Annotated in this window: 13 protein-coding genes; 7 read left to right on the top strand and 6 right to left on the bottom strand. The window is 75.5% G+C overall.

What is annotated here, in order from left to right; all coding sequences use genetic code 11:
* The first annotated feature begins 149 nt into the window (after positions 1-149).
* Positions 150-929: a Crp/Fnr family transcriptional regulator gene (locus tag OKX07_RS03965; protein ID WP_265630558.1), complete on the top strand. Its 780-nt coding sequence runs from the start codon at positions 150-152 to the stop codon at positions 927-929.
* Positions 930-1011: 82 nt separating this feature from the next.
* Here the strand turns inward: OKX07_RS03965 and OKX07_RS03960 are convergent, their stop codons facing one another.
* Positions 1012-1797, bottom strand: coding sequence for a type 1 glutamine amidotransferase (locus tag OKX07_RS03960; protein ID WP_265630557.1), 786 nt, complete (start codon positions 1795-1797; stop codon positions 1012-1014).
* 191 nt (positions 1798-1988) lie between these two features.
* Here OKX07_RS03960 and OKX07_RS03955 point away from each other — a divergent pair, with 191 nt between their 5' ends.
* The 3 genes from OKX07_RS03955 (at position 1989) to OKX07_RS03945 (ending at position 5206) form a co-directional block, all read left to right on the top strand.
* The gene (locus tag OKX07_RS03955; RefSeq protein ID WP_265630556.1) at positions 1989-2717 is read left to right on the top strand and encodes a response regulator transcription factor; all 729 of its coding nucleotides are present in this window, start codon (positions 1989-1991) and stop codon (positions 2715-2717) included.
* Positions 2718-2873: 156 nt separating this feature from the next.
* Complete coding sequence (locus tag OKX07_RS03950) at positions 2874-4346, top strand: sensor histidine kinase (RefSeq protein ID WP_265630555.1); 1473 nt, start codon at positions 2874-2876, stop codon at positions 4344-4346.
* Between the two features lie 83 nt (positions 4347-4429).
* Positions 4430-5206, top strand: coding sequence for a hypothetical protein (locus OKX07_RS03945; protein ID WP_265630554.1), 777 nt, complete (start codon positions 4430-4432; stop codon positions 5204-5206).
* 26 nt (positions 5207-5232) lie between these two features.
* Here the strand turns inward: OKX07_RS03945 and OKX07_RS03940 are convergent, their stop codons facing one another.
* On the bottom strand, positions 5233-5523 hold the full coding sequence (locus OKX07_RS03940) for a WXG100 family type VII secretion target (protein WP_265630553.1): 291 nt from the start codon (positions 5521-5523) through the stop codon (positions 5233-5235).
* Between the two features lie 165 nt (positions 5524-5688).
* Between OKX07_RS03940 and OKX07_RS03935 the strand changes: the two genes are divergently transcribed.
* On the top strand, positions 5689-5958 hold the full coding sequence (locus OKX07_RS03935) for a DUF4031 domain-containing protein (RefSeq protein ID WP_265630552.1): 270 nt from the start codon (positions 5689-5691) through the stop codon (positions 5956-5958).
* 49 nt (positions 5959-6007) lie between these two features.
* On the opposite strand, the gene OKX07_RS03930 is transcribed toward OKX07_RS03935, so the two are convergent.
* From OKX07_RS03930 to uca, 3 genes are all read right to left on the bottom strand, one after another.
* Positions 6008-7024, bottom strand: coding sequence for an energy-coupling factor ABC transporter permease (locus tag OKX07_RS03930; RefSeq protein ID WP_265630551.1), 1017 nt, complete (start codon positions 7022-7024; stop codon positions 6008-6010).
* Between the two features lie 198 nt (positions 7025-7222).
* Complete coding sequence (atzF, locus tag OKX07_RS03925; RefSeq protein ID WP_265630550.1) at positions 7223-9040, bottom strand: allophanate hydrolase; 1818 nt, start codon at positions 9038-9040, stop codon at positions 7223-7225.
* Positions 9037-12714 carry an urea carboxylase gene (gene uca, locus OKX07_RS03920; protein WP_265630549.1) on the bottom strand — a complete coding sequence of 1226 codons (3678 nt, stop codon included), beginning with the start codon at positions 12712-12714 and terminating at the stop codon, positions 9037-9039. Before uca ends, atzF begins: the two co-directional genes overlap by 4 nt.
* Positions 12715-12878: 164 nt before the next feature.
* Here uca and OKX07_RS03915 point away from each other — a divergent pair, with 164 nt between their 5' ends.
* Together OKX07_RS03915 and OKX07_RS03910 are read left to right on the top strand one after the other, a co-directional pair.
* On the top strand, positions 12879-14546 hold the full coding sequence (locus tag OKX07_RS03915) for a sodium-dependent transporter (RefSeq protein ID WP_265630548.1): 1668 nt from the start codon (positions 12879-12881) through the stop codon (positions 14544-14546).
* Positions 14543-14677, top strand: a complete 135-nt coding sequence (locus OKX07_RS03910) for a methionine/alanine import family NSS transporter small subunit (RefSeq protein WP_265630547.1) — start codon at positions 14543-14545, stop codon at positions 14675-14677. The genes OKX07_RS03915 and OKX07_RS03910 overlap by 4 nt, the downstream gene beginning before the upstream one ends.
* 69 nt (positions 14678-14746) lie before the next feature.
* Here OKX07_RS03910 and OKX07_RS03905 read toward each other — a convergent pair whose 3' ends face one another.
* Positions 14747-15469: a GntR family transcriptional regulator gene (locus OKX07_RS03905; RefSeq protein ID WP_265630546.1), complete on the bottom strand. Its 723-nt coding sequence runs from the start codon at positions 15467-15469 to the stop codon at positions 14747-14749.
* Positions 15470-15509: the final 40 nt, after the last annotated feature.

Genomic DNA, 15509 nt, shown 5'->3' with positions numbered 1-15509 from the left:
GGTGCAGTGCGTCGGTTCCGACGCCTCACCAGGGACGTTACGAACGGCTGCGCGGGTCGACCATGACGTGCGTCAATCGACGGTCGATCGGGACCCACGTCCCCCGCGACGGGCCATGGCCCGGCCTAGGCTCGGGGCAGGAGGTGGCCATGACGACGCATGCCTCCGAGGCCTGCGCGAAGCCCCTCACCCGGCGACGCGTCCCGCTCTCGACGGGCTGCGGCGAGCCGCACCGGTGCCCGCCGTCGGTCCGTCTGCAGGTGCTGTCACGCATCGGGTACTTCGCGGGTCTCGACGACGCCGCGCTCGCCGACGTCGACCGCCGGTTCGTGTCGCTGGCCTGGGCGCAGGGCGAGGCCCTCTACCGCGCGGGTGACCCGGCCGAGCACCTGTACGTGCTCGCGTCGGGCCGCGTGAAGGTCGTCCACCCCACCGAGCGCGGGACCGACGTCATCACCGACGTCCTGCTCCCCGGCGACCTGTTCGGCACGCTGAGCACGCTCGGCGACCCGACCCACCCGGAGACCGCCCAGGCGCTGACCACGGTGTGCGCGCTGCGCATGGACGTCGAGGCGTTCCGGTCGGTCCTCGTCGCGCACCCGGCCGTCGCCCTGCGGGTCCTCGACGACGTCGCCGCCCGGCTCCAGGCCGCGCGGACCGGGGCGGCGAGGACCGTCAGCGGGACGGTCGAGCAGCGCGTCGCCGGCGTCCTGCTGCGTCTCTCCGACCGCCTGGGCCAGGAGCAGCGCACCGGCGGCACGCTCCTGCAGCTACCGCTCACGCGCGCGGACCTGGCGGCGATGACGGGGTCCACCCCCGAGTCGGTGTCCCGGGTCATGAGCCGGCTGCGGCGGGACGGCATCGTCGCCACGGGGCGCCGGTGGACGTCGGTCGTCGACGCGGCACGACTCGTCCGGCTCGCCGGCTGAGCGACGCTCCTCGACGTCCCGGACGGGCCTTCGTGTGCCGGGCGGGTCGGGCGGGTGTTCGGGCGGGTGCTCGGACGGACCGTCAGACGTGCAGGTGGCGCGCGGCGGCGCGGTCCCGCACGAGGTGCGCGAACGCGTCGGCGACCGCGCGGCCTGACGTCTCGACGGCCTCGGCGCGGGCGGTCATCTGCGCCACGACGGCCTCGGTGTCGACGTCGTCGTGCGCGTCCGCCCAGGCACGCATGGTCGCGAGGCCGGCCTCGGGGTGGAACTGCACTCCCCAGGCGCTGCCGATGCGGAACGCCTGGAACGGGTACATCGATGACGAGGCGAGCCACACCGCACCGCGCGGCAGGTCGACGACCGCGTCGGCGTGCATGCTCGGCAGCGGGCTCGTGCGCGCGGCCCCGGCGAGCTGCACGAGCGGTGCGACGAGCGCGTCCGTCGCCGCCTCGGGCCGCCACCGGACGTCGACGACGCCGGCCTCACGCCCCGGGGGCGCCGCGACCTCGACGCGACCGCCGCGGCCGATGGCGAGCAGCTGGGCGCCCAGGCAGATGCCGAGCGCGGGCACGTCGGTGGCGCTGACGACCGCGAGCAGGTCCCGCAGGGAGCGCAACCACGGCGCCGCCACGTCGTCGCGGGCCGACATCTGGCCGCCGAGGACGAGCAGGCCGTCGCCCACCTCGGCGGGCCCGGGCAGGGGCTCGCCGAGGTCGGCGCGCACGAGGCGCACCTCGAGCCCAGGGAGCCACTCGGCGAAGCGGTCGAGGCCCACGTCGGGGGCGCTCTGCACGACGGTGACCACGGGCGCGGTGCCTGTGGTCGCCCCGTCCAGCCGGCGGTCGCTCAGATGAACGTTCACCATTCCACGGTAGCGGCCGGCGGACGCCGCGCCGAACCTCCAGGTCACATGTCCATCACGATCCGACGGGTGCGCGGTTGGTCCCCCGATGTCCGTTCCTCCGCCCGCCCGCGTCCAGGAAACTCCCAGACGACGTCGGGTGATCCCGGCCCGGCACCCAGGCGCCACCCAGGAACCGGCGCGAGAATGACCCCATGACCAGCACGTCCAGCACCCCCGAGGCACGGCTCCTCGTCGTCGACGACGAGCCGAACATCCGCGAGCTCCTCGCGACGTCGCTGCGCTTCGCGGGCTTCGAGGTCCACGCGGCGGCCGACGGCGGGTCCGCGCTGCGTCTCGCGCGCGACACGGACCCCGACCTCGTCGTGCTCGACGTCATGCTCCCCGACATGGACGGCTTCACGGTCACCCGACGCCTGCGCGAGAAGGGTCAGCACATGCCCGTGCTGTTCCTTACCGCACGCGACGACACGGCCGACAAGGTGCAGGGCCTGACCGTCGGCGGCGACGACTACGTCACCAAGCCGTTCAGCCTCGAGGAGGTCGTCGCGCGGATCCGCGCGATCCTGCGCCGCACCCAGCCCGACGACGGGCTCGACGCGCACGTGCTGCGCTACGCGGACCTCGAGCTCGACGACGACACGCACGAGGTGCGCCGCGCGGGCCAGGACGTCGAGCTGTCCCCCACCGAGTTCAAGCTGCTGCGCTACCTCATGCTCAACCCGCAGCGCGTGCTGTCGAAGTCGCAGATCCTCGACCACGTGTGGCAGTACGACTGGGGCGGCGACGCCAACATCGTCGAGTCGTACATCTCCTACCTGCGCCGCAAGATCGACCAGCTCACCGACGCGGACGGCCGGCGCCTGCCGCCGCTCATCCACACGCGTCGGGGCGTGGGCTACCTGCTGCGCGAGACCACGTGAGCGTCCCGGGGGGGGACGACGCACGACGCGCCGACGCCGGCCGACCCACCCGCACCGTCCGACGCGCCGACCCCCACCGACCCGCCCGCACCGCGACGGAGCCCGGCCGCGGTCGCGCGCTCGGTCTGGCGGGCGACCTCGCTGCACTGGCGGCTCGTGACGATCACCGCCGTGCTGCTCGGTACGGGCCTGATCGTCGCGGGCGTGACCGCCACGACCCTGCTCGAGCGCAGCCTGCTGACGCCCGTGGACGAGAAGCTGGCGACCGAGGCGCAGGTCGTGGCCGAGGACGCCCTGTGGTTCCTCAGCAACGGCCGCGGGCTGCTCGGGCCCAGCGACTACTACGTGCGCGTACAGACCGAGGACGACGAGGCGCCGCTGGTCGGTCACGCGACGCAGCTCGCGTACGGGACCCCGCGCGTCGAGGACTTCACGGCCACCGCGGCGTCCGCGGTCAGCGGCCAGCCGTTCACGGTGGCGTCCACGAGGGCCGGGTCGCCGTGGCGGGTCGTCGCGTACCCGTTCCAGGCGCCCGACGGCACCACGGGGTCGGTCGTGGTCGGCCTCCCCCTCAAGGACATCCACAGCACGGTCGTCGCGATGGGCTGGAGCCTGGCGTCCTCGGGTCTGCTCATCGTCGTCGCGGGGGTGCTCGTCGGCGGCTGGGCCGTGCGCCGCTCGCTGCGCCCGCTGGGCGAGATCGAGCGGACCGCGGCGAAGATCGCCGCCGGCGACCTGTCCCAGCGGGTGCCCGTGGCCCCGGAGTCCACCGAGGTCGGCCGCCTCGGCGTGGCGCTCAACGGGATGCTCGCGCAGATCGAGGAGGCGTTCGACGCCCGCACGGCGTCGGAGGCACGCATGCGGCGGTTCGTGGCCGACGCGTCGCACGAGCTGCGCACGCCCCTGGCAGCGGTCCGCGGGTACGCCGAGCTGTACCGGATGGGCGCGCTGACCACGGACGACCAGGTGACCGACACCATGCACCGCATCGAGGGGTCGGCGACGCGCATGGGATCGCTCGTCGAGGACCTGCTGGCGCTCGCGCGCCTCGACGAGGGTCGCCGCGGGCAGCTCGGCGAGGTCGACCTGACGGTGCTGGCGGCCGACGCCGTCAGCGACCTGCGCGCGCTCGACCCGCAGCGACCGGTGCGCCTGGACTCCCTCGACGGCGTCATGGGACCCCGGCTGCTGCGCGGCGACGAGGCCCGCCTGCGGCAGGTGCTCGCGAACCTCGTCGGCAACGCCGCACGGCACACCCCGTCCGACACCCCCGTGGAGATCGTGGTGGGCGCCGGCGCGGACGAGCGCACCGCCGTGCTCGAGGTGCGGGACCACGGCCCCGGCATCGCCCCCGAGCACGCCGAGCGCGTGTTCGAACGGTTCTACCGGGTGGACCCGTCCCGGACGCGCGACTCCGGCGGGTCGGGGCTGGGCATGGCGATCGTGGCCGCCATCGTCGCGTCGCACGGCGGGCAGGTCGCCGTGAGCCCGACGCCGGGCGGCGGCACGACGGTGCGCGTCGAGCTGCCCGTGGCCGGGCCCCCGGCCCAGGCGCCCGACCAGCCGGCTCCGGGTGCGGACCCGGGTGCGGACCCGGGTGCGGATCCGCCGATGTCCCCCGGCGTCTGACGTCCCGGAGCTGTTTGGTGCGCACGTCGCCGCCGGAGGTGGCTACGATGGCGCGTCCGTCGTCACCGTCGTGAGGCTGATCCATGGGCGTCCATGACGCACCCGCCTGGCTCGTCCCGGCATTCACCCGCAACGTCACCGAGGCCGGTGGCACCGCATCCCCCGATGACGTCCGGCGCATCGCCGGTGACCTGCTGGAACGCTGGACCCGCCCCGAGCGGCACTTCCACAACCTCAAGCACCTCGTCGACGTGCTCGCGCGCGTGGACGAGCTCGACGAGGAGGCGCACCACCCCGAGCTCGTCCGGCTGGCCGCGTGGTACCACGGCGCCGTCTTCGACTCCGCGGAGCGCAAGGCGTACGCGAACCGGGGCGGCGAGGACGAGGCCGCGAGCGCCGTGCTGGCCCGCGAGCAGCTCACGGGCCTCGGCGTCCCGGAGAAGAACGCGCAGCGCGTCGCCGACCTCGTCTCGGCACTCGTGCGGCACGCCCCGTCGCCGACCGACATCGACTGCGCGGTCCTGTGCGACGCGGACCTCGCGATGCTCGCGACCGAGCCGCAGCGGTACAAGTCCTACCTGCAGGAGGTGCGCGCCGAGTACGCGCACCTGCCGGTCGAGGACTACATCCGGGCGCGCGTGCGCATCCTGCACAAGCTGCTGGCGCGCCCGTCGCTGTTCGTCAGCCCGCTCGCCCGTCCGTGGGAGGAGCCGGCACGTCAGAACGTGTCCGCGGAGCTGCAGCGCCTCGAGAAGGAGATCGCGAAGCTCGAGGCCGCCGAGGCCGAGCGCGCCGCCGCCGCAGCCGACACGGTGGTCGACGGCGCGGCAGCCTCGGGCGAGGCTCCCGCGGCGCGCTGACGTCCGCCCACCGGGCGCCCGGAGCGTCAGTGCGCGAACAGCCGCGACGCGTGCGCCTCAGCCTCGGCGTACGCGCGCGCGGCAGCCTGCATCGCCGCGGCGATCTGCGCGAGCGACTGCTCGACGCGGGTCTGCGTGACGTTCCACTCGGCGACGACCGACCCGAACGCCCCCGCCGCACCGCCCCGCCAGCTCGCCTGCAGCTCGACGAGCTGCCGCTGCATCGCCGCGACCTCCGCCTGGATGCTCGCGGCCCGCGCCAGCACGGCTGCCGCCGACCCGTCGAGCTGGGCGCTGTCGACCTCGTACCTGCTCATGGACGTCCTCCCGGTGCCGTCGCGGCCGCGGGGTCGCGGCACCGCTGACGACGGCACGCACGACGCTAGGGGTGCCCGCACGGCCGCCACCGGCACGGGAGCACATCTGTGGGGACGCGCGCCGGCGCCGGGGGCTGTGGTCGGCTCGCGTCGTACCCTCGGGCGGTGAGCGTGCTCGTCGACCCCCCGCTGTGGCCGCGGCACGGCACCGTCTGGGGCCACCTCGTCAGCGACACGTCGTACGACGAGCTGCACGCGTTCGCCGCGCGCGCCGGCATCCCCCGACGCGCGTTCGACCACGACCACTACGACGTCCCGGTCGAGCGGTGGGACGACGTCGTGGCGCTGGGCGCCGAGGCGGTGAGCACCCGCGACCTCGTCCGACGCCTGCGGGCGTCGGGGCTGCGCGTCCCCGCCCGCGACCGGCGCCGCTGACGGACCGGTCGCGGGACGCCGGTCGCGGGACGCCGGTCGCGAGCACGGCTCAGGCCTCGACGGCCACCGCCCGCGAGCGCGTCAGCGCCGCCACCAGGCCCGTCGCGAGCACCGCGCACGCGACGACCCCGAGGCCACCGGCGACGCCGAGCAGGACCCCGCCCGCCTCGCCGTAGTCGGCCAGCGGCATCCCCGCGAGCGCGTGGTCGCGGGCCGCGCCGGCGAACCCGGCACGCGCGGCCGTGGCCTCGAGGCCGTCGGGGGCGCTCGACGCGAACGACGACAGCACCACGGCGGCGACACCTGCGACCCCGGCGAGCACCCCCGCCGGGCGCAGCGCACCGGCACGCAACGGCACGCCGGCGTGCCCGGGCGCGCCGTCGGGCACCGCTGTGCCGTCGCGCGCGGTCAGCGCGAGCGCCGCGGGGCGGATGGCGACGACGACCGCGACGACCGCACCCGTGATCACGGCCTCCCCGAGCCCGATCAGCGCGTGCACCCCGAGCATCTGCGCCGTCAGCGTCCCGAGCGGCACGCCGACGGTCCCGCCCACGGCGTACAGCGCGACGAACAGCGCGGCGGCCGCGACGACCCCCGCGGCACCTCCCGCGGCGGCCGCGACCGGCCCGACGGCCCGCACGTCCGGCGCGTCGGCGGCACGTCGCCGCGCCACCCCGACGACGCCCCGCGCGACCGCCCAGCCGACGAGCGTGCCGACGACCGCCATGAGCAGCGTGTTCGTCCCCAGCGCGGTCAGTCCGCCGTCCGCGAAGGCCACCGCCTGCACGACGAGCACGAGCGTGACGGACAGCAGCCCCCACACGGGTCCGAGCAGCGCCGCGGCCAGGGCGCCGCCCATGAGGTGCCCGCTGGTCCCGGCACCCACGGGGTAGTTGAGCATCTGCAGGCCGAACACGGCGGCGGTGGTCGCGCCGATCAACGCCGGGTGGGGCGCGAGCGTCGCATCATGTCGTGCGCGCAGGGCCGCGCCCACGACGACGGCGCCCGCGATCGCCGCGGTGGTCACCGACACCGGGTCGGTCAGGTACTGGTCGGGAACGTGCATCGTCGTGCTCCTTCGTGGTCCGCGGGTCGGGGCTGGATCGACCTCTCGCGCCTGGAGGGCGGGTAGTCGGGACGGGGTGAGGGCGGGTGGTCGGGACGGGGTGTGGGTGGGTGGACCCGGGGACGGGGTCGGAGTGATCGGGTGGCGGCGTGATCGGGAGGGGGCCGGGTCAGCGAGTCCGGGTGGGCGCGGGCATCGTCAGCGCGGCACCAGCCCCCGGTCCAGCGCGGCGAGCCAGCCGCCGGCGTCGGTGACGTCGAAGCCCTCGGCCGCGGCCTGCGCCGTGCACCCGAACCCGACGACCCGCGACCCGTCCGCCAGGTCGACGGGGCCCAGGGTCATCGGTGCGGGCAGCGTCGCGAGGAACGCCCCGAGCGCCCCCGAGGCCAACCGCCACACCTCACCGGCGATCGTCGTCCCCTGCCCCGGGCCGACGCGCACCAGCCCCGGCTTGCGCGGGCTCGTCGGCAGCGCGAGCAGCCGGTAGGCGTCCGACGTGTGCGCCGTGCGCGCGAACCGCGCGCCGAGGGCGGAGAGCTCGTGCTGCAGCGGCTGGCCGCGCAGGTGCGCCCCCACGACCAGCAGCTCGACGGTCCCGGACACGACGAGCGGCGCGTCGGCAGCCGGCGCGCCCGCAGCCGGCGAGCCCGACGCGCCCGTGAGCAGCCGCGCCGCGAGGTCCAGGGCGAGCTGGTCGTCGAACGCACGCGCCAGCACCGTGACGCCGAACGGCCCGCCCGCGGCCTCGCCGGCCGGGACCGCCACCGCGGCCAGGTCGAGCAGGTTGACGAAGTTGGTGTACGTGCCGAGCCGCTTGTTGACGCCGACCGGGTCGGCGGCGACCTCCGCGAGCGTCGGGTGCTCGGTCGTCGTCGGCAGCAGCAGCAGGTCGCACCCGTCGAGCAGGCCGAGCGCCGCGTCGCGCGCGGCGTCCAGGGCCGCCCGGTCCCGCACGTACGCCGCCGCGGGCACGTCGGCGCCCGCCAGCACGATCGCCGCGACCGTCGGGTCCGCGTCCGCCGGGTGCGTCTGGAGGAACCCGCCGACGGCGGCGTACCGCTCGGCGACGATCGCGCCGTCGTAGAGCAGGCGGGCGGCGGCCAGCATGCCCGACACGTCGACCTCGACGGTCCGCGCCCCGACGTCCCGCGCCCGCGCCACGGCCGCGTCGAAGGCCGCCCGCCACGACGGGCTCAGCGACGTGAGGTCGTCGGCCCGCGGCACGGCGACGACGGGGGCGTCGGGCAGCGCGACCCGCACGTCCGCGGGCCAGCCGCGGCGCGTCGGCCCGGCGTCCCGCGCGGCGTCGACCATCAGCCGCGTCGCGCGCACGCCCGTCTCGAGGTCACGCGTCAGCGTCGTGACGACGTCGTACGACGCGCACGCCGGGACGACCCCCTCGGTGGGGACCAGCCCGACGGTCGTCTTGATGCCGACGAGGCCGTGGAACGCCGCCGGCACGCGCCCCGAGCCGGCGGTGTCGGTGGCGATGCCGACGTCGGCGACGCCGAGCGCGACCGCGACCGCCGACCCCGACGACGACCCGCCGGAGATCCTGCCGGGCAGCGTCGCGTGACGCACCGCGCCGTACGGGGAGCGCGTCCCGACGAGCCCCGTGGCGAACTGGTCGAGGTTCGTCTTGCCGAGCACGACCGCGCCCGCGTCGAGGAGCGCCTGCACGGCGGGTGCCGTCACGGCGGCCGGGCCCGGGCGGCCGCGGGGGTCGGTCGCGAAGGACGGGCAGCCCGCGGTCGTGGGCAGCCCCGCGACGTCGACGTTGTCCTTCACCGCGAGCGTCGTGCCCGCCAGGGGCAGGTGCTCACCCGCCGCGAGCCGGTCGTCGACGCGCGCGGCCGCCGCGAGGACCTGCGCCTGCGGCAGCAGCAGCGTCCACACCTCGGGCCGGTCGACCTGCGCCAGCCGCGCGTACGCGGCGCGCACCCGGGCCTGCGCGGGTCCGTCGCCGCCGGGTGCGACGCCCACGGGGCCGTCTGCGGTGCGGGTCGTGGCGCTCACGCGCTCACCTCCAGGATGGCGAGGGGGGCTCCGGGCGCGACGTGCTGACCCGGCTCGACGAGCACGCGGACGACCCGACCGTCGGCGGGCGACGCGACCGGAAGCTCGAGCTTCATCGCCTCGAGGGCCACCAGCAGGTCACCCGCACGCACGTCGGCACCGACGACGGCGGCGACGCGCCAGACGGACCCGACCATCGGCGCCGCGACGAGCACGTGCCCGTCGGGCAGCGTGCCCGCGTCGGCGGGGTCGGGCTGCAGGTCGGGCGCAGGGTCGGGCGCAGGGTCGGGCGCGCGCCCGGGCGCACCCCCGGACGTCCCGACGTCGACGGGGCGCACGTCGAGCTCACCCGCCGCCGCCCACGCCGCCCGCTCGGCCGCGAACGCGTCCGCCTGCCGCGCCCGCGTGCGCGCGATGTCGCCGGCGTGCGCGGCGAGCAGGTCCAGGTGCTCGCGCACGGAGAACGTGCCCTGCTCGACGTGCACCTCGAGGCGCCCGGCGGCGAACGCGGTGCGCTGCGCGGCGAGCTCGTCGGCGCTGACCGCGTGCCAGACGATGCGGTCGAAGAACCGCAGCAGCCACGGCACGCCGGGCGCGAAGGGCCCGTGCTGCCGGTGGCCCGCCCACACCGGCAGGGTGCGTCCGACCAGCTGGTAGCCGCCCGGGGAGTCCATGCCGTAGACGCACAGGTACTGCCCGCCCAGCCCGACCGTGCCGGCCGCCGTCCACGTCCGCGCGGGGTTGTACTTGGTGGTCTGGAGCCGGTGCCGCGGGTCCAGCGGCACCGCGAGGGGCGCACCGAGGTACACGTCGCCGAGCCCGATCACCAGGTACTCCGCCGCCGTCATCGTCGCCAGCACGTCCGCCCCGCTCCCCAGCCCGTTCATCCGACGCACCAGCTCGACGTTCGACGGCAGCCACGGCGCGCGGGCCCGCACCCCGACCGTGTACCGCTCGACGGCCTCGGCCACCGCCGGGTCCTCGAACGAGAACGGCAGGTGCAGGCGCCGCGACGGGACGACGAGGTCGTCGGTCGCGGGCAGGTCCGCCTCGATCGCGCCGAGCACGTCGACGACGTCCCGCACGGGCAGCAGGGCCGGGTCGACGTGCACGTGCAGGCTGCGGACCCCCGGCGTGACGTCGACGACTCCGGGCAGGTCGCGGGCCCCGAGGGCCTCGGCGAGGGCGTGCACGCGCAGCCGCAGGCCCAGGTCGAGGACCGGCGGGCCGTACTCGACGAGCACGTTGTCGTCCGCACCGCGCAGGTAGACGACCTCCGGGAACCGCAGCGGGTCGTCGGGGTCGGCGTCGACGTGCGCGAGCACGCCGTCGTCGCCGTCGGGACCCGTGAGCAGGTCCGCCGGCAGGCTCGCGGCCGCGCGCCGGACGCTCGACGTGCGCAGCGCGTCGGCCGTCGCCGCGGGCACCGGGACCAGGCGCACGGTGTCCCCGGGCCGGATCTGCCCGAGGCGCCAACGGTGCCCGCTCACCACGGTCACCGGGCACGCGAACCCGCCCAGCGACGGCCCATCCGGCCCCAGCAGGATCGGGGTGTCCCCCGAGATGTTGAGCGCGCCCACCGAGTACGGGTTGTCGTGCACGTTCGACGGGTGCAGCCCCGCCTCGCCGCCGTCGGGACGCGCCCAGCGCGGGCGCGGGCCGGACAACCGGATGCCGGTGCGGTTGGCGTGCGCCTGCACGTCCCACGTCGTGCCGTAGAGCATCGTCATGTCGTCCCGCGTGAGGTACGTCGGGGCGGGCTGCGGACCCTCCTGCACGGCGAGCTGCCACGCGTGCGTCAGCAGAGGACGCGCCTCCGGCGGGACGGCCGCGACCGGTCCGGCGTCGGCGCCGACGGGCGCGGGCACCAGCACGTCCCCGACGGCGAGCGCGCGGCCGGTGTACCCGCCGAACCCGCCGAGCGCGAACGTCGCCGTCGACCCCAGGTACCGCGGCACGTCGAGCCCGCCGCGCACCAGCACGTACGTCCGCAGGCCCGGCCCGGGCGGTGCGCCCACGTCGAGCACGGCCCCGGCGGGGACGTCGAACGGCTCCCACTGCGGCACCGGGACGCCGTCGAGCGTCACGGGCGCGGGCGCCCCGGTCACGCACACGACCGCCGCGTGGCTGAACCACAGGCGCGGGCCCAGGAACGTGCACTCCAGGCCCGGCGCACCCTCGGGGTTGCCGAGCGCGACGTTGCCGAGCCGGAACGAGAGGTCGTCCATCGGCCCCGACGGGCTGATCCCCACGTGCCAGTGGCCGACGCGTCCGGGCCAGTCCTGGACCGTCGTCATGACGCCCGGGCGCAGCACCTCGACCCACGGCTCGTCGTCGACGACGCTCGCGAGCGTCGTCGTGGTGTGGCGGGCCGCGGCGACCTCGTCGTCCGCGACGGCCGCGCGCAGCAGCGGCAGGTTGGAGCTGACCCCGTGGACGGACGTCGCCGCGAGCGCGTCGCGGGCCGCCGCGAGGGCCGCCGCGCGGTCCGCGCCGTGCACGACGACCTTGGCGAGCAGCGGGTCGTAGTGGGCCGTGACCTCCTGGCCCGCCTCGGCCCACGTGTCGACGCGGACGTCCGCGGGGAACGTGACCGCGGTGAGGAGCCCGGCGTCGGGGCGGTGACCGCGGCGCGGGTCCTCGGCGTAGACGCGGGCCTCGACGGCGTGCCCGCGCAGGGGCGGGCCCGCGTCCGGCAGCGCGGCCAGCTCGGCGTGCAGGTCCGCGTCGCCGCGCGCGAGCCGCAGCATCCACGCGACCAGGTCGACGCCCGTGACCTCCTCGGTGACCGTGTGCTCCACCTGCAGCCGCGCGTTGACCTCGAGGAACGCAGCCTCGGCGCGCTCGACGTCCACGACGTACTCGACCGTCCCGGCCGACCGGTACCCGACGGACGCCGTCAGCGCGCGCGCCGACGCCGCGAGCTGCTCACGCAGGTCGTCCGGCAGCGCCGGGGCGGGCGCCTCCTCGATCACCTTCTGGTGCCGGCGCTGCAGCGAGCAGTCGCGGTCCCCCAGGCTCACGACGCGCCCCGCGCCGTCGCCGAAGACCTGCACCTCGACGTGGCGCGCCCGCCGCACGAGGCGCTCGAGGAAGAGGCCGTCGCCCGCCGCCGCGAGCGCGTGGACCTGCGCGAACGCCGTCCGCAGCTCCGCCGGTGTCGCGGCCGCGCGCATCCCGGTGCCCCCGCCCCCGCCGACGGCCTTGAGCATCACGGGGTACCCGACGCGCTCCGCGGCGGCCAGCGCGTCGTCGACGTCGGTCAGCAGCCCGCTGCCCGTCATGAGCGGGACGCCCGCGGCCCCGGCCGCCTGCCGCGCGCGGTGCTTGTCACCGAAGACGGCCAGCTGCCCGGGCGTCGGGCCGACGAACACCAGGCCGGCAGCCTCGACCGCGGCGGCGAAGCCCGCGTCCTCCGACCGGAACCCGTACCCCGGGTGGACGGCGCCGGCCCCCGTCGCGGCGGCGGCCGCGAGCAGCGCGTCGGCGCGCAGGTAGGACTCGGCCGCGGGTGCCGGGCCGAGGCGCACGGCGACGTCGGCGAGGCGCACGTGGGGTGCGGCGGCGTCGGCGTCGGAGTGCACGGCGACCGTCCGCAGCCCCAGGGCGGACGCCGCACGCAGGATGCGGACGGCGATCTCGCCACGGTTGGCCACGAGCAGGGTGTCGAACACGGTGTCCTTCAGGTCGGGCGAGGCGTGTATACACGCCGGTATCCCGACGGTAGGAAGTTGCTGTTACCCGGGACGCGCGCGGACGTAAACGCCTGGTTACGTACTCCCGTTGCCAGTGCGCGGGGACCCTGCCAGGCTCGGCCCACGACGACGCGGAGGTCAGGATGAGCGCAACGGCGGGGGACCACGCGGGGAAGTCCGGCGCGGGGAAGACCGGCGCGGGGCGGGCCGGCGCGGCGCAGGCCGACGTGGAGCAGCGGCGCGGGGTCTTCACCTCACGGCGCGTCTTCATCCTGGCGGCGATCGGCTCGGCGGTCGGGCTCGGCAACATCTGGCGGTTCCCCTACGTCACCTACGAGAACGGTGGCGGCGCCTTCCTCGTGCCGTACCTGGTCGCGCTGCTGACCGCCGGGATCCCGTTCCTGCTGCTCGACTACGCCATCGGGCACCGCCACCGCGGCTCCGCACCGCTGTCCTTCGCCCGGCTGCGTCGCGGCACCGAGGCCCTCGGCTGGTGGCAGGTGGCCATCTGCTTCGTCATCGCCGTCTACTACGCGGCGGTGATCGCGTGGTCGTTGCGGTACACCCTGTTCTCGCTCGACCAGGCGTGGGGGTCGGACCCCGAGGCCTTCTTCTTCGGGGAGTTCCTCCAGGCCGGTGACGTCCGGGTCACCACCGACGTGGTGCCGGGCGTCCTCGTGCCCCTCGCGCTCGTCTGGCTGGGCGTCCTGGTGATCATGGCCCTCGGCGTCCAGCGCGGGATCGGCGCGACCTCGCTGGTGTTCATCCCGGTCCTGCTGGTCGCCTTCGCCGCCCTCGTCGTGCAGGCGCTGCTGCTGCCCGGGGCGGGCGCCGGCCTCGACGCGCTCTTCACGCCGGACTGGTCGGCCCTCACCTCGGCGTCGGTGTGGGCGGCCGCGTTCGGCCAGATCTTCTTCTCGCTGTCCATCGGCTTCGGGATCATGATCACGTATGCCTCGTACGTCGGCCGGCGCGAGGACATGATCGGCTCCGGCCTCGTCGTCGGCTTCTCCAACTCCGGATTCGAGCTGCTCGCCGGCATCGGCGTGTTCGCCGCCCTCGGGTTCATGGCCCAGGCCAACGGGGTCCCGGTCGACGCCGTCGCCGGCGGCGGGATCGGCCTGGCCTTCATCGCGTTCCCGACGATCATCAGCGAGGCCCCGGCCGGCGCGCTGCTCGGCGTCCTGTTCTTCGGGTCGCTCGTCATCGCCGGCCTCACGTCGCTCGTCAGCGTCATCGAGGTCGTGATCTCCGCGGTCCGCGACAAGTTCGACACCGGCCGCCTCACGGCGACCCTCGTGGTCGGTGTCCCCGCGGCGGTGCTGAGCCTGGTGCTGTTCAGCACGACGAGCGGCATCTACGTCCTCGACGTCGTCGACCACTTCGTCAACCAGTACGGCATCCTCGTCGTGGCCCTGGTCAGCATGCTGGTCGTCGTCTGGGCGATCCGGGCCCTGACCGGCCTCGGCGAGCACCTCAACGTCCACGGACGCCCCCGCGTCGGCGCCACCTGGCGCGTGCTGACGAGCGTGGTCGCACCGACCGGGCTGGCCGTCGTGCTCGTCCTGTCGCTCCGCGACGACCTCGGCGCACCGTACGAGGACTACCCCACCTGGCTCCTCGTCGTCTTCGGCTGGGCCATGGTGCTGGTGCTGCCGGTCGTCGGCTTCCTCCTGGCCCGGCTGCCGTGGCGGGCCGGCACCCACCTGGACGGACCGCCACCCGGCGCCGACCCCGCGGCGCCCCTGCACGCGACACCCGACCCGACCACCGGCGCGACCGGCACGCACCACGAGGGAGACCACCGATGAGCACGAGCGCGATCGTGATGATGCTGGTGGCGATGATCGTGATCTGGGGCGGGCTCATCGCGTCCGTCGTCAACCTGCTGCGCCACGGCGCGGTCGAGACCCGCACGGAACCCGTCCGCCGCGACCTGTAGACCCGCCGCAGAGTGTGAAGGGTTGTTGCCGGGATCCGGCAACAACCCTTCACACTCTGCGGCGGTCCCTCAGCCCGCGACCGCCATCCGGGCCATCGCGTGGGCTGCGCGCTCCATGACGACCTCCAAGGACTCGCCCACGTGCTTGTGGAGCGCCGTCAAGGCGTCCCCGAGCCGGTCGTCGAGGACGAGGTCGAGGATCTCGAGGTGCTCCTCGATGGTCGCCGTGATGCGCTCGTCCTCGATGAAGTCGTGCATGCGGACCGCACGGATCTTCTGGTTGACGGTCACGAGGGCGTCCGTCAGCTGGCCGTTGCCGGACGCCTGCGACAGCGCCCGGTGGAAGCCCTCGTCGAGGACCACGAAGCTCGGGTCCGGGTCGGGGACGACGTCCCGCATCTCCTGCCACTTCACCAGCTCGGTCCCCAGCAGCGCGCGGTCGTGCTGGACCTGCGGGTTCTCGATGGCCCGCGCGATGCCGCGCAGCTCGAGCGTGATCCGCAGCTCGTACAGGTCCCGCAACGACGCCAGGGACGGCACGACGACGGCGTACCCGAAGTCGGTGCGCTCGACCAGCCCGTCGGACAGCAGCCGGGACAGCGCCTCGCGGACGGGCGTGCGCGACACCTCGAACGCCCGGGACAGCTTGGGCTCGGTGAGCCGCTCACGCGGCGAGACGCGCCCGTTGAGGATCTCGTCGCGCAACCGGCTGTACACGCGCTCGCGCAACGACACCTCGGGCACGACCACCGTCGGCTCCGGTGCGGCACGCTCGCGCGGCCCGTTCGACATGATCACGACACTAGCCCCCTGCCCCCCGTCGCCCCGCGAC

The sequence above is a fragment of the Cellulomonas sp. S1-8 genome, from assembly GCF_026184235.1.
GTDB lineage: Bacteria > Actinomycetota > Actinomycetes > Actinomycetales > Cellulomonadaceae > Cellulomonas.
Note: the sequence above shows the minus strand (reverse complement) of the source record. Positions and strands in the feature narration are given on the sequence as shown.